General features: G+C 69.5%; 15 protein-coding genes and 1 pseudogene. 13 read left to right on the forward strand and 3 right to left on the reverse strand.

The genetic code is table 11. The features are described 5' to 3' along the window. Positions 1-105: 105 nt before the first annotated feature. The 3 genes from OG558_RS29275 to OG558_RS29285 form a co-directional block, all read right to left on the reverse strand. On the reverse strand, positions 106-2,466 hold the full coding sequence (locus OG558_RS29275) for a transglutaminaseTgpA domain-containing protein (protein ID WP_405065873.1): 2,361 nt from the start codon (positions 2,464-2,466) through the stop codon (positions 106-108). A 172-nt stretch (positions 2,467-2,638) separates the two neighbouring features. Then, complete coding sequence (locus OG558_RS29280; protein WP_329475831.1) at positions 2,639-3,925, reverse strand: DUF58 domain-containing protein; 1,287 nt, start codon at positions 3,923-3,925, stop codon at positions 2,639-2,641. 3 nt (positions 3,926-3,928) lie between these two features. Beyond that, entirely contained in the window at positions 3,929-4,867 is a 939-nt protein-coding gene (locus OG558_RS29285; protein WP_405072230.1) for an AAA family ATPase, read from the reverse strand. Positions 4,868-5,515: 648 nt separating this feature from the next. Here OG558_RS29285 and mraZ point away from each other — a divergent pair. The 13 genes and pseudogenes from mraZ to ftsZ form a co-directional block, all read left to right on the forward strand. Then, on the forward strand, positions 5,516-5,947 hold the full coding sequence (mraZ, locus tag OG558_RS29290) for a division/cell wall cluster transcriptional repressor MraZ (protein ID WP_132144096.1): 432 nt from the start codon (positions 5,516-5,518) through the stop codon (positions 5,945-5,947). A gap of 245 nt (positions 5,948-6,192) precedes the next feature. Next, complete coding sequence (gene rsmH, locus OG558_RS29295) at positions 6,193-7,158, forward strand: 16S rRNA (cytosine(1402)-N(4))-methyltransferase RsmH (RefSeq protein WP_405065874.1); 966 nt, start codon at positions 6,193-6,195, stop codon at positions 7,156-7,158. After that, positions 7,158-7,832: a hypothetical protein gene (locus tag OG558_RS29300; protein ID WP_405065875.1), complete on the forward strand. Its 675-nt coding sequence runs from the start codon at positions 7,158-7,160 to the stop codon at positions 7,830-7,832. Before rsmH ends, OG558_RS29300 begins: the two co-directional genes overlap by 1 nt. Positions 7,833-8,298: 466 nt before the next feature. Then, positions 8,299-10,080, forward strand: coding sequence for a peptidoglycan D,D-transpeptidase FtsI family protein (locus OG558_RS29305; RefSeq protein WP_405065876.1), 1,782 nt, complete (start codon positions 8,299-8,301; stop codon positions 10,078-10,080). Between the two features lie 50 nt (positions 10,081-10,130). After that, on the forward strand, positions 10,131-11,657 hold the full coding sequence (locus tag OG558_RS29310) for a UDP-N-acetylmuramoyl-L-alanyl-D-glutamate--2,6-diaminopimelate ligase (protein ID WP_405065877.1): 1,527 nt from the start codon (positions 10,131-10,133) through the stop codon (positions 11,655-11,657). Further along, a complete protein-coding gene (murF, locus tag OG558_RS29315) occupies positions 11,654-13,048 on the forward strand; it encodes a UDP-N-acetylmuramoyl-tripeptide--D-alanyl-D-alanine ligase (RefSeq protein ID WP_405065878.1) in 1,395 nt (464 codons plus the stop codon). The genes OG558_RS29310 and murF overlap by 4 nt, the downstream gene beginning before the upstream one ends. 29 nt (positions 13,049-13,077) lie before the next feature. Next, entirely contained in the window at positions 13,078-14,127 is a 1,050-nt protein-coding gene (mraY, locus tag OG558_RS29320; RefSeq protein ID WP_405072231.1) for a phospho-N-acetylmuramoyl-pentapeptide-transferase, read from the forward strand. Positions 14,128-14,245: 118 nt separating this feature from the next. Continuing rightward, positions 14,246-15,685 carry a UDP-N-acetylmuramoyl-L-alanine--D-glutamate ligase gene (gene murD / locus OG558_RS29325; protein ID WP_405065879.1) on the forward strand — a complete coding sequence of 480 codons (1,440 nt, stop codon included), beginning with the start codon at positions 14,246-14,248 and terminating at the stop codon, positions 15,683-15,685. 15 nt (positions 15,686-15,700) lie between these two features. Further along, the gene (gene ftsW / locus OG558_RS29330; protein ID WP_405065880.1) at positions 15,701-16,939 is read left to right on the forward strand and encodes a putative lipid II flippase FtsW; all 1,239 of its coding nucleotides are present in this window, start codon (positions 15,701-15,703) and stop codon (positions 16,937-16,939) included. 29 nt (positions 16,940-16,968) lie between these two features. After that, on the forward strand, positions 16,969-18,057 hold the full coding sequence (gene murG / locus OG558_RS29335) for an undecaprenyldiphospho-muramoylpentapeptide beta-N-acetylglucosaminyltransferase (protein WP_328521784.1): 1,089 nt from the start codon (positions 16,969-16,971) through the stop codon (positions 18,055-18,057). Next, on the forward strand, positions 18,054-19,514 hold the full coding sequence (murC, locus tag OG558_RS29340) for a UDP-N-acetylmuramate--L-alanine ligase (RefSeq protein WP_405065881.1): 1,461 nt from the start codon (positions 18,054-18,056) through the stop codon (positions 19,512-19,514). The genes murG and murC overlap by 4 nt, the downstream gene beginning before the upstream one ends. 18 nt (positions 19,515-19,532) lie before the next feature. Continuing rightward, entirely contained in the window at positions 19,533-20,273 is a 741-nt protein-coding gene (locus tag OG558_RS29345; RefSeq protein WP_405065882.1) for a cell division protein FtsQ/DivIB, read from the forward strand. Positions 20,274-20,475: 202 nt separating this feature from the next. Continuing rightward, a pseudogene (gene ftsZ / locus OG558_RS29350) lies at positions 20,476-21,759 on the forward strand (cell division protein FtsZ); the annotation flags it as partial. Positions 21,760-21,801: the final 42 nt, after the last annotated feature.

The raw sequence follows: 21,801 nt of genomic DNA on the forward strand, positions 1-21,801 counted from the left end.
CCGTGCCCTGGTGGGACGGGTGTGGTTGTTTTTTGCCTCCTGAACCGGCGGCAGAGCATGCGAAGGGCCGTGTACTCCGGGTGGAGTACACGGCCCCTGTGGTGCTCAGTTGGCGTGGCGGCGGGGGAGGACCAGGGACCGGAGGCGGGCCAGGAGGAGATCGAACTCGTCCAGGAGGTCGGAGGCCTCGGTGCTGCCCCGGTTCAGGTACCAGCGCCAGGACGGCGGCAGCAGGCGCGCCCGCCAGCGGCGACGACGGGGAGCCCGACTCCAGAGAGCCTTGCGTACGGCGGCCGCCTCCGACGTGAGGTCCACAGTTGGATTCGCGTCCCCGGCGTACCGGAGCGCCTCGATGCCGCGCGCCAGCCGGAGTGCGTCGGGCTTCGTCTCGGCGGGCAGCTGCGAGACGAGCCACTCACCCGTCTGTCGTGGCGTGGACACGTCGGACCAGTCCAGCCCGAGGTCGCGGGAGGTGTCCCGGATCTCGGCCCACAAGCCCTCGGCCGAGGCGCGGCCCGGCTCCCGGGCGAACCGCCGCCGCCGGGTCAGGCTGCGGATCATCCAGGGGATAGAAATCAGCAGGATCACCCCGGCGCCGATCCCGACCGCACGGCCCCCGCCCTTGGTCCACCAGTTGCCGCTGTTCAGGGTCGGGATGCCGCTGTCGGCCGGCAGGTTGGGGTCGAGGTTCCGTCGGCTGATATCGCCGGGGTCGCCGGTCGCGCCGGGCGAGCTCGGTGCGGTGCTCGGTGCGGTCGACGGGTTAGTCGGATCCGGGCTGGGGGCGACCGTCCAGTTCGGGGTGGTGGCCACCCGCGCGGCCGGGGTCGGCTCGAAGCGAACCCAGCCGGTGCCCTGGAAGTACAGCTCCGGCCAGGCGTGCATGTCGTGCATCCGGACCGTGTACTGACCGTCCTTGCCGGACTGACCGGGCAGGAAGCCGATGCCGACCCGGGACGGGATGCCCGCGATGCGTGCCATCAGCGCCATCCCGGTCGCGAACTGCTCGCAGTACCCGGACTTGTTCTCCAGCAGGAAATCGCTGATCGCCTTCATCCCGCTGCCGCGGGCGTTCTCGGTGCTGTAGGTGAAGCCGCCGCCGCTGCGGAACCACTGCTGCAGCAGCACCGCCGCCTCGAACTTGTTGCCGTTGGCACCGGCAATGATCTTGTCGGTCAGCGTCTTGATCTCTGTCGGGGTGCGCTGCGGGACGGCGCTGGTGTACTGGTCCGGCTGGCCGGTGAAGACCGCGCTGGACAGCTGATCCGGCGTCGGCTGCAGGTCGTACGACGTCGCGCTGTACTTCTTGCCGGCGATCACCTGCCCGCCCGCGGAGACGATGTCGAGGGCGCCGGCGTCGTACCGCCAGTCCCGCTTCAGGGAGATCGAGTGCAGCGGGTAGGGGACCGGCACGAACTGGGACCGGAAGTTCCGGGTGACGTCGATCTCCATCTTCGTCTCCGGGACCTTGGACAGGTCGCCGATGTAGCCCGGCGGCGGAGTCAGGTCGCCGTTGATCTTGTGGCCGTCCTCCCGGGGCGATATCCGCCAGGTGTTGCCGTCGAAGAGGTCGAGCGCGGTCAGCCGAAGGTACGTCCCGCCGGACGGGCCGCCCCTGTACGTGAGCGCGACCACGTTGTCGCCTTGCTTCAGGTTCTTGGCCATGTCGAGCATCGGGTCGGTCGACGAGATCGACGTGCCGAACCCGCTCCCCGGTCCGGCGCCGGCCAGACCGTTGCCGATGACACCTTCCGGCAGGGCCGGCAGCAACGCCGGCAGCAGGGCGGCCAGCGCGACCACCGACAGGCCGATCCGGCGGCCGGCCTGGCCGAGCGCGGACGCCTCGACGGGCTCGGCCGCATCCAGGTGCGACACCCCGGAGATGCGGCGGCCCCAGCGGCTCAGCCTGCTCCGGCCCTCCGCGGACAGCAGCAGGATGTAGCCGACCGCCGGCGGGATGAACAGCAGCGCCGGCAGTCCGCCGTGCACGGTCGCGGCCGGCACCGTGTACATGATCAGCAACAGCAACCCGGCCCACGCGGCCTGCCGGAGCTGTACGGCGATGATGTGGATGAGCAACCCGGTCGCCGAGATCACCGAGACCGCGAACAGGGTCAGATGCGAGTCCGGCGGCAGCGGCGCGCTGAACCGGTTGATCGAGTCCATCGCGTTGACCATCTGCTGGTTGAACTCGAGCGCGGTCGCCTTCCACGGGATCAGCCCGAACTTCAGCGTGTCCTTCAGGAAGAAGATCGAGAGCAGTTCGACCAGCACCACGAACTGGACCAGCGGTACGACGGCCCGCGGGGTGCGCAGGTTCTGCAACAGGACGCCGACGCCGGTGATCACGGCGCACAGCAGCGCACTGATGAACAGGAACGGCCCGGAGAACACCGGCGTGAGCACCAGCGACCCCAGTACGGTCGCTCCCCAAGCAGCGAGAGAGATCCTGGCGTGACCGGTCATGAGCCAAAGCCCCCTGACCGCGCCGGCGCCGGACGCCCGGCCATGAACCCGGCCATGGGGCCTCCCGGCCTGGACTGAGGAGCGCAGGGAGCGAAGCGACTGGAGCGACGAGGGAAGGCCGGGAGCCAAGGCCCCATGACCCGCCGCGCCGGAGGCGCGGCCACAAGTAGAGTCATGCGATCCTTCCGCTCCGCAGTCCGAGGGTGGACCACACGGTGGGTAGGTGATCTCCGCGCTGGACCTTGACGACCCGCCAGCCGTTCCGGCGCAGTTCGTTCTCGGTGGCGGCGGTGGCCGCGCTCAGGCGGGCCGCCTTCTCCGTCGCCTCGGCGCCGACCGCCCAGCTGGCCGCGTCCAGCAGCAGCGCGACCCCGGTCGCCTGGCTGGTCCGCCACCGGTTCAGGGCGACGACGTCGTCGGAGCTGCACGCGCCGACGATCGCGATCACCAGGCTGGGCTCCTGCGCGTGCCGGTCGACGGTCAGCAGCGGACCGACCTCGGCGTACCGGTGTTCCTCGACTGTCGCGCACTCGGTCAGCAACTGCTGCGCGGTCAACGGCTGATGGACGGCGGCCGACGTGCGACGGGCGATCGCCGCCAGGGTCGTCGGCCCACCGAGCATGGTGGTGACGTAGCCGCGGCGGATCCGGTCGGTGCCGATCGAGGCGGCCGCGCTGACCGCCCACTCGAGGCTGGACGACGGTCCGTGCCCGTGGTGCGAGATCGTCCGCGCGTCCAGGAACATCGTGCACCGGCTCTGCCAGGGCTGCTCCTCGCGCCGGACCATCAGCTCGCCGCGGCGGGCCGTCGATCGCCAGTGCACCCGGCGCAGGTCGTCGCCGTCGCGGTACTCGCGGACGGTCGCATCCTCCTCACCGGCCGACGCGATCGCCCGCGGCCGGTTCTCGCCCGAACCGGCCCGGTCGGCGCCCAACCGGATCTCGGGCAGTCGGTAGACCCGCGGCGTGACCAGCAGGTGCTGGCTGCGGGTGAACGTCCGGCTGGTCTCGACCAGCCCGAACGGGTCGGCCACGGTCAGCATCAGCGGCCCGACCTGGAACAGCCCACGGACGTCGGACTTGACCGGGTACGTGACGGTACGACGCCAGTTCGGGCTGACGCGGTCCACCACGAACCGTGGCCGGTGGCCCAGGACATAAGGAATGCGGTCCTCGAGCAGCAGCAGACCGGCGGGCATCCGGCCTTGGTTGCTCAGCGCAAGCTCGACCGTCGCCTGCGTCCCTACCGGGACCTGGTCCGGCGCGAGGCTGCGCCGTACCTGCAGGCGCAGCCTGGTCCGGCCGACGACGAGCGCCGCCACGACCGGCAGGGCGACCAGCAGGACGCCGACCCGCAACAGGTCCTTCTGCCCGAGCAGGAGCGCGCACAGCGAAGCGGTGATACCGGCAGCGAGGAATGCCCGCCCCCTGGTGGTCAGTCCGCGCAGTGCCTGCCGCATGTCTCAGTCCCGACGCGTGCGGGGCAGCGGCACGGTGGCCACCAGCCCGGAGATGATGTCGGCTGCACCGCGCCCACCGAGATGCGCCTCAGCCGCTGGAAGGACCCGGTGCGCCAGCACCGGCACCGCGAGCTCCTGGATGTCGTCCGGCAGGACGAACTCCCGGGCATCGAGCGCCGCGGCCGCGCGCGCGGCCCGGATCAGGTGCAGCGTCGACCGTGGGCTGGCCCCGAGCCGGAGCTCCTGCGACCGGCGGGTCGCACCCACGAGGGCGATGGCGTACTCCTTGACCGACTCCGACACGTGCACCGACTGCACTGTCTTCACGAGGCGCAGGATCTGCTGACCGTCGGTGACGGGCTGCAGCGTGAGCAGGGGATCGTCGGCCGCGTGCCCGTCGAGCATCCGCAGCTCCGCGGCCGGCTCCGGGTAGCCCATCGCGACGCGGGCCATGAAGCGGTCGCGCTGCGCCTCGGGCAGCGGGTAGGTGCCTTCCATCTCGATCGGGTTCTGGGTCGCGATGACCATGAACGGCGCCTCGAGCTGGTACGTCGTGGTGTCGACGGTGACCTGGCGCTCCTCCATCGACTCCAGCAGCGCGGCCTGGGTCTTCGGCGAGGCGCGGTTGATCTCGTCACCGACCACGATGTTCGCGAACACCGCGCCCGGCTTGAACTCGAAGTCGCGAATTTCCTGGTTGAAGACCGAGACGCCGGTGATGTCCGACGGCAGCAGGTCCGGCGTGAACTGGATCCGGCGCACGGTGCAGTCGATCGACTTGGCCAGCGCCTTGGCCAGCATCGTCTTGCCGACGCCAGGCACGTCCTCGATCAGCAGGTGTCCCTCGGCGAGCAGCACGGTGATGGCGACCTCGACCACGTCGGGCTTGCCCTCGATCACCTGCTCCATCGCCCGGCGGACACGTCCCGCCACCTCGGACAGCTCGTCGAAATCCCCGGCTCCTGCCAACGCCGAGCTGGTCGCGGTGGTGCTCACCCTGAGTCCTCCCCATTCATTGACGGCCGACACATTCTCACCCGCTGTAGGGGTCGGGCCTAGAGCAGCGGGGGTTTCGTTACCTGGCGTTTCGGTGTTCATCGGCACACGCCCTCACGGCGGGTCGGTCTCTGGTTTCGAGATTTGGCGTCCCTCCAAGCGTACGGGCGGAGAAAGCAGTGCGTGGGGCGTACGACGTACCGAACGCCTGCAAGGTTCACGGCCCGCACCCCCCAAAAGTTCACCCACCCGGCGCCCGACCCCCACTTTGAGCATCCACCAACCATTCTGACCACCGGAATCTGGTTGGTGCGTGCGCAAGGTCGGCCGGGGAGCGAGTGGAGGGGAGTGGAGTGGAGCGGGGTGGGGAGTGAAGCGGGGTGGGGAGTGAAGTGGAGGGGGTGAGCGTGGATCTGGGCGATCGAGGCGGCAGCGACACGCGGTGGAGTCGCGCCGGAATCAGGCGGCACGGGGAGCGATTGGGGCGGAAGTTGGTTGACGGTGGTGCAAAGTGGAGTAAGGTGGAGCGCAGTGGAACCCAAGTGGTGGAAACAGCTCGCCTGAGACGGAGAGTCCGCAACGGGGAGGTGGAGCGTGTTCCTCGGAACTCACTTCCCCAAGCTCGACGACAAAGGACGGCTGTTCCTGCCGGCGAAGTTCCGGGACGAACTGGCTGACGGCCTGGTGATCACGCGTGGGCAGGAGCGGTCGCTGTCCGTGTGGCCGGAGCGCGAGTTCGTTCAGCTGACCGAACAGTTGAAGCAGGCGCCGATCACCAACAAGGGTGCGCGGGACTATCTGCGGATGCTGTTCGCCGGGGCCTCCAACGAGGTGCCGGACAAGCAGGGCCGGGTCACCATTCCGCCGATGCTGCGCGATTACGCGGGACTGGATCGTGACTGCGTCGTCATCGGGGCGATGAACAGGGTGGAGATCTGGAACACGGAGAACTGGAACAGGTACTCCGCGGAGCAGGAGCAGGCATTCGCCGACCTCTCCGAGGAGGTACTGCCCGGCATCTTCTGAAGCTGAACAGTGGGCAAGCGGCATCGCGAGCACACCGGCCGTCCGGTGAGATCACGGGTCCGACTTCCGACCTCATGTGTTGGCGCCACTTCCCCGGCGCCAAGACCCCGAGGTACTTCCCCGGAAGGCGAACCCGCGATCTGACCGGACGGAGTCGTCTCCGCACGGCTCACCACTGATCGGCACCGCAACACCACAGAACCTGCGGGGGCAGGGTCGCTCCCGCGGCGACGGAAGGGTCGAGGATGGACGCTGCGGAGCGGCATGTGCCGGTGATGCTGGAGCGCGTGGTCGCGCTCCTGGCGCCGGCACTCGCGCATCCCGGTGCCGTCCTCGTCGACGCGACCCTCGGTCTCGGCGGTCACTCCGAAGCCTTCCTGCGGCAGTTCCCGGACGCCCGGCTGATCGGGCTCGACCGCGACCCGGCCGCGCTGCGGCTGGCCGGTGACCGGCTGACGCCGTACCAGGAGCGGATCACCCTCGTCCACGCGGTGTACGACGAACTCCCGCGCGTACTCTCCGACCTCGACGTGCCGGCGATCGACGGGATCCTGTTCGACCTCGGCGTCTCCTCGATGCAACTGGACGAGGCCGAGCGCGGCTTCGCGTACGCGCAGGACGCGCCGCTGGACATGCGGATGGACAGCACCGGCCCGACCACGGCGGCCGACATCGTCAACACCTACAGCGCGGCCGACCTGGCCCGGATCCTGTTCCAGTACGGCGAGGAGAAGTTCGCCCGGCGGATCGCGGACCGGATCGTGCGGGAGCGCGAGACCGAGCCGTTCACCACCAGCGCGCGACTGTCCGAGCTCGTTCGTAACGCGATCCCGCAGGCGGCCCGCCGTACTGGCGGACACCCGGCGAAGCGGACGTTCCAGGCGCTGCGGATCGAGGTGAACGGCGAGCTCGAGGTCCTGCGTCGAGCCCTGCCGGCCGCACTCGCGGCGCTGGCGCTGCACGGCCGCATCGTGGTGATGAGCTACCAGTCGCTCGAGGACCGGATCACCAAGCAGACGTTCGCGGCCGCGACGAAGAGCGACGTGCCGGACGACCTGCCGGTGATTCCGGCCGGGCACGAGCCGTATCTGAAGCTGCTGACCCGCGGGGCCGAACGACCGACCGAAGAGGAGGTCGCGGCGAACCCGCGGGCTGCCTCCGCTCGCGTGCGGGCGGCCGAACGCATCCGGGAGAAGGGGATGGTGGCCTGATGAGTACTGTCTTCAGCCCGCAGAAGGCGCGGGTCACGCCGGCCGCTCCGGCCAAGCGCTCGGAGCCGAAGCTGCGGGTGGTCTATGGCGCGCCGTTCCGGCCGCCGCGGATGCCGTTCGTCATCTTCGTGGTGTCGCTGCTGGCGGCCGGCCTGGTCGGCCTGCTGCTGCTCAACACGGAGTTGCAGAGCGGGACGTTCGAGATCACCAAGCTGAACAGCCAGGCCGACCAGCTGCGCGATCAGCAGGAAGGTCTGGAGAAGCAGGTCCGGACGCTCGAGTCGCCGCAGAACCTGGCCGACCGGGCGCTGCGGATGGGCATGGTGCCGAACCCGAACCCGGTCTTCCTGCGGCTGTCCGACGGGCGGGTGCTCGGGGTGCCGGCGGAAGGAAAGGCCGGCACGGGTACGGCGATGTTCGGTCCGGGGACGCCGACGGGCACCGCGACCAAGCCGCCGGTGAAGCCGCCGGTCGCGAAGCCACCTGTCAAACCGCCGGTCGTCAAGCCGCCCGTGGTCAAGCCACCTGTGGTCAAGCCGCCGGCGGGCACGGTGAAGCCGGGGACGACGACAGCACGGACAGGTACGGCGACGGGAAACAAGCCGCCCGCCACGACGAACAAGCCGCGCGCCGGTACGACGGGAGCGCAGGGCACCACGACCACCGGGGGATGATCGGATGACGGACCGACGGGGCAGCGAGCCGCCGCGCAAGCGCGGCACTCAACCGGGCCGGGGCAACCCGGCCCGCAAGGCTCCGTCCCGTCCGTCCGCCACTACAGACAGCACCCGAACCACCCCCCAGCGTCCCGAATCCACCCGGGAAAGACTCCTCCGCCAGGCCCGCGAGGAGCAGGAGGGTGGCGCTCCGCGCCGCCCCGCCGCGGGCGGGGAAGGAAGGGCCACGAGTGGGCGGAAGCGCCCTGCGCCCGATGGTGCGGGGCGCGCGGCTGCGCCGCGCAAGCGCGCGGGGGGCAAGCAGGCGCCGAAGGCGGCCGCCGGTCGGCCTGCGCCTCGCCGTGCTCCTGACGGAGCCGGGAGAGCGCCCACCAAGAAGGCTGCGGCCAAGAAGAGCCCGCCGCGGAAGCGGCCGCAGAGCAGGCGGCCTCCACAGCGGCGGAAGGCCAGGAAGCCGCCGCGGATGCTGAAGCTGGGGCGGTCGGGGTTGCGGTTGCGGATGACGTTCGGGGTGATGGCGTTCGTGCTGTCGCTGTTCGCCGGGCGGTTGGTGCTGCTGCAGGGCGTGGACCCGGACAGCTACGCGGCGGCGGCCACGAAGGAGAACACCCAGGGGAACATCCTGCACGCGTCGCGCGGGTCGATCGAGGACCGTAACGGTGTCGAGCTGGCGGTGTCCGAGGACGCGGTCGCGATCACCGCCGACCCGACCCAGACGAAGCCGGTCGCCGACCAGCTCGCCGCGATCCTGGCGCCGAAGCTGACGAGTACGACGTCGGCCAAGCTGATCGCCGCGATGACCGGCAAAGGCCGCTTCGCGGTCCTCGCGCATCAGGTCACCCCCCAGACCTGGAACGCGATCGAGGCCGAGATCAAGACCCGCAACGCGGACATCGCCGAGCAGAACAAGGGCAAGGCCAAGGAGCAGCAGGCTCCGCTCCTGGCCGGCCTCTACACCGAGGACGACCCGATCCGCAGCCACCCCAACGGCAGCGTCGCCGCGACCGTGGTCGGCGTCGTCGGCGCTGACGGCAAGGGCCTGTCAGGGCTCGAGTACGGCCTGAACGACAAGCTGTCCGGCCATGACGGCAGGGCGATGTACGAGGTCGACACCCGGGGCAACAAGATCCCGAACGCGAATCACACGGTCGAGGAGCCGAAGCCCGGCGTCAGCGTGCAGCTAACCCTGGACACGGACCTTCAGTTCTTCGCGGAGAAGCGGATCCAGCAGGCGGTCGAGCAGTACCACGCCACCTCCGGCACGGTGATCACGATGGACGTGAAGTCCGGCGAGATCCTGGCGATGGCCAACTACCCGTCCTTCGACCCGAACGGGAAGTACAAGTCGGCCGACCTGAACAACCCCGCGCTGGAGCGCACCTACGAGCCCGGCAGCGTGCAGAAGGTGGTCACGATGGCCGCCCTCGCCGACGCCGGGCTGATCGACCTGAACACCAAGCTCCGGGTTCCCGGCAGCATCGAGGTGCAGCGGCGGACGATCAAGGACCACTGGGACCACGGCCCGCTCAACCTGACCATCGCCGGCGTGGTCGCGAAGTCGTCGAACGTCGGCACGATCATGGCCGCGCAGCAGATGCGGATCCCGCAGTTCGTGAAGTACCTGCACGACTTCGGCTTCGGCGAGCCGACCGGGCTGAACTTCCCCGGCGAGAGCAACGGCCTGATGAAATCGGGCGACGAGTGGCCCGAGCTGACCCGGTCGAACGTCGCGTTCGGTCAGGGCCTGTCGGTGAACGCGGTCCAGATGACCGCCGCTGTGAACGCGGTCGCCAACGGGGGCGTCTACGTCCCGCCGAAGCTGGTCCGCAACTACATCGACGCGAACGGCACCGTCGTACCGAACCAGACGCCGGCGCCGCACCGGGTGGTGAGCGAGAAGGCCGCCAAGGAGGTCGCCACGATGATGGAGGCGGTGACCGCGAAGAAGGGCACCGCGCCGCAGGCGGCGATCGACGGCTACCTGGTGGCCGGCAAGACCGGGACGGCGCAGCAGGTCGACCCGAAGACCGGTAAGTACGGCAAATGGGCGACGTCTTTCGCCGGATTCGCTCCCGCCGACAACCCACGGTTCGTTACGTACGTCGTACTGCACGATCCCCTGGGTGCTCGGGGTGGTGGCTTCCAAGGAGGACCGGTGTTCCGAGACGTGATGAGCTACGCGCTGCAGAAGTACGTCGTCCCGCCGTCGGGGGCGAAGCAGCCCGACGTTCCCGTCACCTGGTGACGCAGGGTCAGGTAGGAGTCACAGGGTCCGGAGCGGTAGCCTCAGGGCCCGTGTCCACCCCTACCGCCGCAGGCGGCGCCGTCGCAGCGATCAGGCCACGACATGTCGTGCCGGTCAGCCTTGCCGACGTCGCCCGGATCGCCGGAGCTGCGGTTCCGACCGGTCCGGCCGCCGACGTCACCGGCGTCACGCTCGACTCCCGGTCTGTCCTCCCCGGCGACCTGTACGCCGCTCTGCCCGGAGCCGTCACGCATGGTGCGGAGTTCGTCGCGAAAGCGCGGCAGTCCGGCGCTGTCGCCGTACTCACGGACCCGACGGGCGAGGAGCGGGCCGCGGCAACCGGTCGCCCGGTGCTCGTGGTCGCCAGGCCGCGGGACGTGCTCGGTGCGGTCGCGGCTCGGATCTACGGGGAGCCGACCAGTGAGCTGCGCCTGCTCGGAGTGACCGGGACCAACGGCAAGACCACGACCAGCTTCCTCTTGGACGCCGTACTGCGTGAGCTCGGCCGGACAGCGTTGATCGGGACGATCCAGACCCGGATCGGCGACGAGGTGGTGAAGAGCGTCCGGACCACTCCGGAGGCCACCGACCTGCAGGCGCTGTTCGCCGTGATGCGGGAGCAGGCGGTCGCGTGGTGTGCGATGGAGGTGTCGAGCCACGCGCTGGCGATGGGCCGGGTCGACGGGGCTCGCTTCGCGGTCGCGGGGTTCACCAACCTGACGCAAGACCATCTGGACTTCCACCGCACGTTCGAGGAGTACTTCGCGGCGAAGGCCTCGCTGTTCACCCCGGAGCGGTGTGATGTGGCCGTGGTGACGATCGATGACGAGTACGGGCGCCGGCTCGCCGCGCAGACCGTCGTACCTGTCGTTACCGTCTCCACCAAGGGCGACGCCGACTGGACGGTGGCCGGCCGGCATCAGTCGGAGCACGGCACCACTGTGCTCGACATCCAGGGGCCGAACGAGGCGCTGACCGTCGAGATCGCGCTGCCCGGAGACTTCAATGTGGCGAACGCGCTGCTCGCGACCGTGATGCTGCGGCAACTCGACGTACCCGCCGAGGCGATCGCGGCCGGGCTGCGGACCGCGACCGTCCCGGGGCGGATGGAGGCGTTCACCCGCGAGGACGGCCTGGCGGTCATCGTCGACTACGCGCATACGCCGGACGCGGTCGAGCTGGCGCTGCAGGCCGCGCGGAGTGCGACGAAGGGCCGGCTGTTCGCGATCGTGGGCTGCGGCGGTGACCGTGATCCCGGCAAGCGCCCGGCGATGGGTGCCGCGGCGGCGCGGACGGCGGACGTCGTGATCGTCACCGACGACAACCCGCGCAGCGAGGACCCGGCGGCGATCCGCGCCGCCGCGCTGGCCGGCGCCCGCGCGGCGGTCCCGGGCGTAGACCTGCAGGAGATCGGCGACCGCCGGCAGGCCATCGCGAGCGCGATCTCGCTGGCCGGGCCGGGCGACACGGTCGTCGTACTGGGCAAGGGCCATGAGACAGGCCAGGACGTCGGCGGTGTGATCCACCCGTTCGACGACCGCGAAACCGTGCGTGAGCTGTTGGAGGCAGACCGGTGATCCCTGTCAGTTGCGGCGAGATCGCCGACGCTGTGAACGGCGAGCTCGCGGGGGTCGCCCCGTCGGACGTCGTGGACGGCGCGGTGGTGATCGACTCGCGAGCCGCCGGCCCCGGTGGGCTGTTCGTCGCCCTGCCGGGCGAGAACGTCGACGGGCACGACTACGTCGGTACGGCGACCGCCGCAGGCGTCACGGCGTCACTGACGGCCCGGCCGGTCGAGGGCAGTCCCTGCATCGTCGTCGCCGACCCGCAGGCCGCGCTCGGAGCGCTGGCCCGCCTGGTGGTCAGCCGCCTTCCCGACCTGACCGTGATCGCGCTGACCGGCTCGTCGGGGAAAACCAGCACCAAGGACCTGATCGGGCAGCTGATCCGCTCGCACGGCGAGGCCGTGGTGCCGGAGGGTTCGTTCAACAACGAGATCGGGCACCCGCTCACCGCGCTGCAGGCGACGGAGCGCACGAAGTACCTCGTCGCCGAGATGGGCGCGCGGCACCAGGGCGACATCACCTACCTGGCCGGGATCACGCCGCCGAAGATCGGGCTGGTGCTGAACGTCGGTACTTCACACATCGGCGAGTTCGGATCCCAGGACAACATCGCCGTCGCCAAGGGCGAAATGATCGATGCCGTGACCGCCGGCGGTACCGCGGTGCTCAACGCCGACGACCATCGCGTCGCCGCGATGCGAAGCCGGACGCGGGAACGGGTGCTGACCTTCGGCGAGGCACCCGAGGCCGACATCCGGGCGGAGGGCGTGAAGCTCGACGCCGAGGGACAGCCCGCGTTCACCCTGCGCATCGGTGACTTCAGCAGCGACATCCAGCTGCAGTTCATCGGCGAGCACTACGTGTCGAACGCGCTGGCCGCCGCTGCCGTCGGGTCGGCGGTCGGTATGACCCCCGAGCAACTCGCGGACGGCCTCAACGCCGCCACGCGGGTGTCCGCGGCACGGATGGAGCTGACCGAGCGCCCGGACGGCGTCACGATCATCAACGATGCCTTCAACGCCAATCCGGACTCGACCCGCGCCGCACTGAAGGCACTGGTCGCGATCGGCCGCTCGCGCGGGGCGCGGACCTGGGCGGTGCTCGGCGAGATGCTCGAGTTGGGCGACGCGTCAGCCGACGAGCACGACGCGATCGGGCGGCTGGTGGTGCGACTCGACGTGAACCGGCTGCTCGTGGTCGGAGCGGGGGCGAAACCCATTCATCTCGGTGCCTCGCTGGAAGGCTCCTGGGGCAACGAGTCGGCCTACGTCGACAGCATCCCGGAAGCGCTCGAGCTGCTGCGATCCGAGCTGCACGCGGGTGACGTCGTACTGGTGAAGTCCTCGAAGGGGTCGAAGCTCCGCAGTCTCGCGGACGCGCTGATCGGGGAGGACGCGCAGTGATCTCGATCCTGTTCGGCGGTGCCGTCTCGATGGTGCTGACACTGCTCGGCACGCGCTGGGCGATCACTCTGCTGGCCCGGCGCGGCTACGGCCAGGAGATTCGCGACGACGGCCCGACTTCGCACCACACCAAGCGCGGTACGCCGACCATGGGCGGCACAGTCTTCATCCTCGCCACCATCATCGGGTACTTCGCGGCAAAGCTGTTCACGATGACCCCGCCGACCGCCTCGGCGCTGCTGGTGCTGTTCCTGTTCGCCGGGATGGGCGCGGTCGGCTTCCTGGACGACTTCATCAAGATCTTCCGGCAGCGCAGCCTCGGCCTGCGCAGCAAGGCGAAACTGGCCGGTCAGACGATGGTCGCGGTGGTGTTCGCGGTCCTCGCGCTGCAGTTCCCGGACGAGCGCGGCCAGCGGCCGGCATCGCCGTTCATCTCGTTCATCCGCGACATCGGCTGGCTGGAGCTGCCGGTGATCCTCGTGGTGATCTGGATCCTGCTGCTGATCGCCGGGATGTCGAACGGCGTCAACCTCGCCGACGGTCTGGACGGTCTGGCCACCGGCGCCTCGATGATGGTGTTCGGCGCCTACACGCTGATCTGCATCTGGCAGTTCAACCAGAGCTGCGCGACCGCGCAGGGCGTCGGCGCGAAGTGTTACGAGGTCCGGGATCCGCATGACCTCGCAGTTGTCGCCGCCGCGTTGACAGGTGCGCTGTTCGGCTTCCTGTGGTGGAACGCCTCGCCGGCCAAGATCTTCATGGGTGACACGGGTTCGCTGTCGCTGGGTGGCGCACTGGCCGGCATGGCGGTGATGACCCGGACCGAGTTGCTGGTGCTGCTGCTCGGCGGTCTGTTCGTCATCATCACCGCCTCGGTGATCCTGCAGGTCAGCTACTTCAAGGTCACCAAGCGAACCACCGGTGTCGGCAAACGGATCTTCCGGATGGCGCCGTTGCAGCACCACTTCGAGATGCTCGGCTGGGAGCAGGTGAACGTGGTGATCCGGTTCTGGATCATCCAGGGCCTGTGCGTGGTGATCGGTCTCGGGATCTTCTACGCGGAGTGGGTGGCCTCATGAGCTGTGTTGAATTGCCGCGCCTCCGGCACGGCGGGTCACGGGGCCTTGGCTCCCGCCCTTCCCTCGTCGCTTCAGTCGCTTCGCTCCCTGCGCTCCTCAGTCCAGGGCGGGAGGCCCCGTGACACTGCGAACACGCATCGATGACGGCTGGGCGACGACCCGGTTCGTCGTTCTGGGCTTCGGCACAGCGGGCTACGCGTGTGCCGACTCGCTGCTCCAGGCCGGCGCTGAGCACGTCGCCGTACTCGACGACCGGGACAACGAGGGCTTGCGCGAGAAGGCGCAGATCCTGGAGGTCCTCGGCGCCAAGGTCACCCTCGGTCCCGGCAGTACGGCGGAACTCCCCAAGGAAGTCGATGTCGTCGTGACGTCGCCTGGCGTACCGCCGCACGCGCCGCTGCTCGCTCAGGCGGCCGAGCGGGAGGTGCCGATCTGGAGTGAGATCGAGCTGGCCTGGCGGCTGCGCGACCCGGCGAACGCCGCGCCCTGGTTGTGCCTCACCGGCACCAATGGCAAGACCACGACAGTGCAGATGCTGACCGCGATGCTGACCGCCGCGGGTCACCGAGCTGTTGCTGCGGGCAACGTCGGATTGCCGCTGCTCGAGGCCGTGATGGACCCCGAGCCGTACGACGTGATCGCGGTCGAGCTGTCCAGCTACCAGTTGCACTTCACACACTCGATGTCCGCGCACTCGGCCGCCGTACTGAATCTCGCGCCGGACCATGTCGACTGGCACGGCTCGATGGACGCCTACGCCAAGGACAAGGGGCGGATCTACGAGAACTGCCAGGTCGCGTGCGTGTACAACGCCGCCGACCCGGCCACCGAGCAGCTGGTGATGGACGCGGACGTGATCGAGGGCTGCCGCGCGATCGGCTTCACGCTCGGTACGCCGGGACTGTCGATGGTCGGCCTGGTCGACGACTTGCTGGTGGACCGCGCGTTCGTCGAGCAGCGAGCGACGTCGGCGCTGGAGCTGGCCACGATCGACGACGTCAATCCGCCCGCGCCGCACAACGTGGCGAACGCGCTGGCCGCGGCCGCGCTGGCCCGGGCGTTCGGCGTACCGGCGACGGCGGTCCGGGACGGGCTGCGTGGGTTCAGGCCGGACAAGCACCGGATCGCGCACGTCGCGGACGTTGCCGGGGTCAACTATGTCGACGACTCGAAGGCGACCAACCCGCATGCCGCCCAGGCGTCGCTGCTCGCGTACGAGCACGTGGTGTGGATCGCCGGTGGTCAGGCCAAGGGTGCGACGTTCGACGAGCTGGTGATCGCGGCCCGGGAACGTTTGCGTGCCGTCGTACTGCTCGGTCAGGACAAGGCCGTGATCGCGGAAGCTCTCGAGCGACACGCACCGGATGTCCCGAGGATCGTGATCGAGGCAACCGACACTGGAGCCATGGAGATCGTGGTGGGGGAGGCGGCGAAGCTCGCACAGGTGGGTGACACCGTGCTGCTCGCGCCCGGCTGCGCATCCTGGGACATGTTCGCCAACTACGGAGCCCGCGGGGACGCCTTCGCCGAAGCCGTACGTCGGCTGGGCGACAACTGATCCGGGGGTGATCGAGTGACATCGATCGCTGATCAGCCGGATCAGAAGAAGAGCGACGAGCGGCCCTGGCTGGCAGCCATCAAGGACGTGCTGGACCGGCCGCTGACGTCGTACCACATCCTGCTCGGCGCGACCGGACTGTTGCTGGTGCTCGGGCTGCTGATGGTGCTGTCGGCGTCCAGCGTGCTGTCGCTGCGCACGAACGGAAACAGCTACACGATCTTCATCCGCCAGCTGATCTGGGTCGGCGTCGGCCTGCCGATGGCGTACGTCGCCTCCCGGATGACGCCGCGGCACTTCCGCATGCTCTCGTACGTCGCTCTGCTCGGCTCGATCTTCCTGCTTGTGCTGACCTACATCCCCGGTCTCGGCGTCGGCGTGAACGGCAACACCAACTGGCTGAACCTCGGTGGACCGCTGCAGATCCAGCCGAGTGAGTTCGCCAAGCTGGCGCTGGTGATGTGGTGCGCGGATTTGTACGCGCGCAAGGAGAAGCTGCTCACCCAGTGGAAGCACCTGCTGGTCCCGATGGTCCCGGTCTGTGGTCTGGTGATCGCACTCGTCGTCGGCCAGCACGACCTGGGTACGGCGCTCGTCCTGATGGCCGTGATGATCGGCATGATCTGGATCGTCGGCGCACCGACGCGGTTGTTCGTCGCCACGATCGCAGTGGTCGGCGCGGTCGCGACGTACTTCGTCAACGCGGAGAAGTACCGGATGGAGCGGGTCACGTCCTTCCTCGACCCGTTCGCCGACCCGACCGCGGTCGGGTGGCAGGCGTACCACTCGTTCTACGCACTGTCGACGGGTGGCTGGTGGGGCGTCGGGATCGGCAACAGCCGGCAGAAGTGGGGCAACCTGCCGGAGGCGCACACCGACTTCATCTTCTCCGTGATCGGTGAGGAGCTCGGCCTGGTCGGGTCGCTCACCGTGCTCGCCCTGTTCCTCACGCTGGCCTACGCCGGGGTGCGGATCGCGACCCGGAACACCGAGCCGTTCGTCCGCTACGCGGCGGCCGGGATCACCATCTGGATCATGGCGCAGACCCTGGTCAACCTGGGCGCCGTGATCGGACTCCTACCCATCGTGGGTATCCCGCTCCCGCTATTGTCGTACGGTGGTTCCGCACTGCTGCCGACGCTGATCGCGATCGGCATGCTGCTGTCCTTCGCGAAGGCCGAGCCCGGCGCGCAGGCTGCCCTGAAGGAGACCAGGCGGCCGCGGTTCGGGTGGCTGCCGTCGCGCACGCATTGACGAGAGAACACGCGGGAGCGTTGAAAGCTGTGCCCAGCATCGTCCTGGCCGGAGGCGGAAGCGCCGGCCACACCTCACCCCTGATCGCCACCGCGGACGCGTTGCGGCGGCTCGATCCGACCATCGAGATCCTCGCGCTCGGCACCGAGCGTGGGCTCGAGACCCGCGTGGTCCCGGAGGCCGGCTACCGGCTCGAGCTGATCCCGCCGGTGCCGCTGCCGCGCCGGCCCACGCCCGCGCTGCTCGCCGTACCGGGGAAGATGCTGGCCTCGGTCGGTGCGGCCCGCAAGGCGCTGGACGAGGCGAAGGCCGACGTCCTGGTCGGCTTCGGCGGTTACGTCTCCACCCCCGCTTACGTCGCGGCCTGGCGGCGGAAGACGCCGATCGTGGTGCACGAGGGCAACGCCGTACCGGGGATCGCGAACAAGTTCGCCGCCCGCTACTGCACGCAGCACGTCAAGACGTCGTTCCCCGGCACCGATCTGCCGCACGCCGAGTACGTCGGCCTGCCCATCCGGCGCGCGATCTCCACGCTGGACCGGGCCGCGCTGCGGGCCGAGGCGCGGCGGTTCTTCGGGCTGGACCCGGATGCGCCCACGCTGTTCGTGACGGGCGGCTCACAGGGTGCGCAGCGGCTGAACGAGGCGTTCGCCGGTGCCGCCGCGGACCTGCAGGCGGCCGGCATCCAGGTCCTGCACGCGATCGGCCCGAAGAACACGCTCGAGGTCCCGCAGACCGGACCCCTTCCGTACGCCGTTCTGTCGTACATCGACCGGATGGACCTGGCCTACGCGGCCGCGGATCTCGCGGTCTGCCGCTCGGGCGCGAACACGGTCACCGAGGTGTCCGGCGTCGGTCTGCCCGCAATCTACGTTCCGCTTCCGCACGGTAACGGTGAGCAAGCGCTGAACGCCAAGCCCGTGGTGGATGCGGGCGGCGGCCTGCTGGTGGACAACGCGACGGTGTCGCCGGACTGGGTTCGTGCCACCGTTCCGCAACTTCTGCACGACTCGGCGCGTCTGACAGCCATGTCCACAGCGGCGAAAGGCCTGATCCGTACGGATGCCGACGAGCGATTGGCGCGGATCATCCTGGATGTGGTGAGGTCTGCTTCGTGATCGTCACCGCTCCTCACACGACGCTGCCCGCGGAGAAGCTGGGCAAGGTCCACTTCGTCGGTATCGGCGGCGCCGGGATGTCCGGTATCGCGCGGATCATGGCGTCCCGCGGCATCGAGGTGTCCGGCTCCGACGCCAAGGACGGCAAGGTGCTGGCCGCGCTGCGGGCGCTCGGCGCCACCTGCTGGGTCGGTCACGCCGCCGAGCACGTCGCCGACGCCGACACCGTGGTGGTGTCGACCGCGATCCGCGAGACCAACCCCGAGGTGATCGCCGCCCGGGCCGCCGGGATCCCGATCCTGCCGCGGGCCGCGGCACTCGCCTCGGTGATGGTCGGCCACCGGACCCTCGCGGTCGCCGGTACGCACGGCAAGACGACCACGACGTCGATGCTGACCGTGGCGCTGCAGCACTGCGCGGCCGATCCGTCGTACGCGATCGGCGGCAACCTGAACGAGTCGGGCTCGAACGCCCACGACGGCACCGGTGACCTGTTCGTCGCCGAGGCGGACGAGTCGGACAAGTCGTTCCTGACCTACACGCCCGAGGTGTCGATCGTCACATCGGTCGAGCCGGACCACCTGGACAACTACGGCGACGAGGCCAGCTACCGGCTCGCCTTCGAGCAGTTCTGCGACCGGGTCCTCCCGGGCGGCTTCATGGTCATCTGTTACGACGACGCCGGCGCGCGGAGGCTGGCCGATTTCGCCGGCGCGCGCGGCATCGACGTACGGACGTACGGCGAGTCCGACGACGCGGATCTGCGGGTCACCGAGATCACCGCGACCGGGGCGACGCAGTCGTTCGTGCCGGTGTACCGCGGGCGAAGGCTGCCGATGGTGCAGTTGCAGCAGGCGGGCAAGCACAACGCGCTGAACGCGTCGGCCGCGTTGACGGTCGGTCTCGGGCTCGGGTTCTCCGCGGCCGACCTGGCCGAGGGGCTGGAGTCGTTCACCGGCACCGGCCGGCGGTTCGAGTTCAAGGGCCTGGAGGACGGCGTGCGGGTGTTCGACTCGTACGCCCACCACCCGACCGAGCTCGCCGTCGACCTGACCGCGGCCCGGCAGGTGGCCGGGGAGGGGCGCGTGGTCGCGTGCTTCCAGCCGCACCTGTTCAGCCGGACCAGGATCTTCGCCACGGAGTTCTCCGAGGCGCTCGCGCTGGCCGACGAGGTCGTCGTGATGGACGTCTTCGCCGCCCGTGAGGATCCGGAGCCGGGTGTCACCGGCGCCCTGATCGCGAACCATGTGCCGCTGAAGCCGGATCAGGTGCGGTTCGAGCCGTCGTGGTCCGCCGTACCTCAGCTGGTCGCGGATCTCGCCGAGCCAGGTGACCTGGTGGTGACGCTGGGCGCGGGCGACGTGACCCTGATCGGCCCGGAAGTCGTTGGTTTGCTGGCCGAACGCGCTGCCGCCCGCGAGTCTGCGGCCGAGGTCCTCGCTCCTGTGGTGGAGTAAAAGGGTGAGGTTGACTGGATGAGCCAGAGCGTTGATCTGGCTCGGGCACAACAGCGGTTCGCGCGCCGGCAACGGCTGGTGCGCTGGCGTAGCTGGTTGCCGTGGGCGATCGGCGGAGCTCTGCTCGTCCTGGCCGCGCTGATCGTCTGGTTGTTCTACTACTCGTCCGCGTTCGCGGTCGCCGGGGTCCGGGTGAGCGGTGCGGACACGGTGCCGGTGGCAACGATCGAGCAGGCGGCGGCGGCACCGATCGGCACACCGCTGGCGCAGGTCGACCTGCGGTCGATCGCGGACCGGGTGCGGACGATCCCGGCGGTCGAGGACGCGCAGGTGACCCGCGCCTGGCCGAACAAGATCGTGATCGTCGTCACCGAACGGGTGCCGGTGGTCGTGGTCACCGACGGCTCGCGGTTCGAACTGGTCGACGCGACCGGAACGACGTTCAAGACGGTGCCGGACCGGCCGGCCGGACTGCCGGAGGCGAAGGTGACCGGCACCCGGCGCGACGTCACGATCCGTTCGCTGGTGACGGTTTCGGCGGCCCTGCCGGACACGTTGCGGACCCAGGTCGGGTCGATCTCGGCGCTGTCGCCGGACTCGATCACTCTCAACCTCGCCTCCGGGGTGAAGGTCGTTTGGGGCAGTTCCGATGACAGCGAGCGAAAGGCCGAGGTACTCAGCGTGCTGATGAAACGCAAGGCCAAGGTGTACGACGTCTCGGCGCCCGATCTCCCTGTCACCAAAGGGGAAAAGCGATGACGGATCACATCACAGAGCACATCACGGGGCGCCCGGCGAGGCGCGTGGACATTGCCCGAAGCCGTCCCGTAGCGTGCGTCGTAATCTAAAGTTGACATAAGTCTAAGCATCCACTTGAGGTTCAGTCTTTTCGCTGGAACTTTTCGCTGGAACAGGGGCCAACCGGCCACAACGGGAACAGAACGAGGCGAGAGGCGCGGACGTGGCGGCACCGCAGAACTACCTGGCACTCATCAAGGTCGTCGGCATCGGCGGAGGCGGCGTGAACGCCGTCAACCGGATGATCGAGCACGGTCTGAAGGGCGTTGAGTTCATCGCCATCAACACCGACGCGCAAGCGCTGTTGATGAGCGACGCGGACGTCAAGCTCGACATCGGCCGGGAGGAGACCCGGGGCCTCGGCGCCGGCGCGAACCCGGCGATCGGCCAGAAGGCCGCCGAGGACCACGCGGAGGAGATCGAGGAGGCGCTCAAGGGCGCCGACATGGTCTTCGTCACCGCGGGCGAGGGTGGCGGCACCGGTACCGGTGGCGCGCCGGTGGTCTCCCGCATCGCGCGCTCGCTCGGTGCGCTGACGATCGGTGTGGTGACCCGGCCGTTCTCGTTCGAGGGCAAACGGCGTGCGACCCAGGCAGAGGACGGTATCGCCGCCCTCCGTGAAGAAGTCGACACCCTGATCGTCATCCCGAACGACCGCCTGCTGACGATCTCCGACCGCGCCGTGTCGGTGCTGGACGCGTTCAAGCAGGCCGACCAGGTGCTGCTGCAAGGTGTCTCCGGCATCACCGACCTGATCACCACGCCCGGCCTGATCAACGTGGACTTCGCCGACGTCAAGGCGGTCATGTCGAACGCCGGCTCCGCGCTGATGGGCATCGGCTCGTCCCGCGGCGAGGACCGCGCGGTCGCGGCGGCCGAGGCGGCCATCTCCTCGCCGTTGCTCGAGGCAAGCATCGAGGGTGCGCACGGCGTGCTGCTGTCGATCGCCGGCGGCTCCGACCTGGGGCTGTTCGAGATCAACGAGGCGGCCCAGCTGGTCTCGGAGTCCGCGCACTCCGACGCGAACATCATCTTCGGCGCGGTCATCGACGACGCCCTCGGCGACGAGGTGCGGGTCACCGTGATCGCGGCCGGGTTCGACGGCGGGATGCCGAAGCGGCGCGAGCAGGCGATGAGCACCGCCCGCCCGCAGACCTCTCGGCCGTCGTCGGAGTCGCAGAGCTACTCGGCGCCGATGTCGGGCACGAACAACCCATCGGCTCCGGCCGGCCAGCAGGCCGGTCAGCCCCCGGCGAGCCAGCCAGGGGCCGGAACCGCAGATGGTGGGCAGTCGACGGGTGGCCAGTTCGCCGGTGGACAGCCGGGCGCTGGTCAGCCAGGGGACGGCCAGGCCGCGGGCGGTCAAGGCACCGCGGGCTCCTCGAACGGGCAGGCGGGTCAGTTCACGAACCCGCCGGCACAAACCGACGACACCGTCCCGGTGCCGGCTCCGACCGAGGGCCGTCCGGGCGCGGGCACGACCAACTCG

The organism is Kribbella sp. NBC_01510 (assembly GCF_045040325.1).
In the GTDB taxonomy this organism is placed as follows: domain Bacteria; phylum Actinomycetota; class Actinomycetes; order Propionibacteriales; family Kribbellaceae; genus Kribbella.

Bases quoted from the DNA above. Each gene is read 5' to 3' on its own strand.
- OG558_RS29275 (WP_405065873.1), bottom strand. From the start codon at position 2,466: ATGACCGGTCACGCCAGGATCTCTCTCGCTGCTTGGGGAGCGACCGTA.
- OG558_RS29280 (WP_329475831.1), bottom strand. From the start codon at position 3,925: ATGCGGCAGGCACTGCGCGGACTGACCACCAGGGGGCGGGCATTCCTC.
- rsmH (WP_405065874.1), top strand. From the start codon at position 6,193: ATGGACGCTGCGGAGCGGCATGTGCCGGTGATGCTGGAGCGCGTGGTC.
- OG558_RS29300 (WP_405065875.1), top strand. From the start codon at position 7,158: ATGAGTACTGTCTTCAGCCCGCAGAAGGCGCGGGTCACGCCGGCCGCT.
- OG558_RS29305 (WP_405065876.1), top strand. From the start codon at position 8,299: ATGCTGAAGCTGGGGCGGTCGGGGTTGCGGTTGCGGATGACGTTCGGG.
- mraY (WP_405072231.1), top strand. From the start codon at position 13,078: ATGGTGCTGACACTGCTCGGCACGCGCTGGGCGATCACTCTGCTGGCC.
- OG558_RS29345 (WP_405065882.1), top strand. From the start codon at position 19,533: ATGAGCCAGAGCGTTGATCTGGCTCGGGCACAACAGCGGTTCGCGCGC.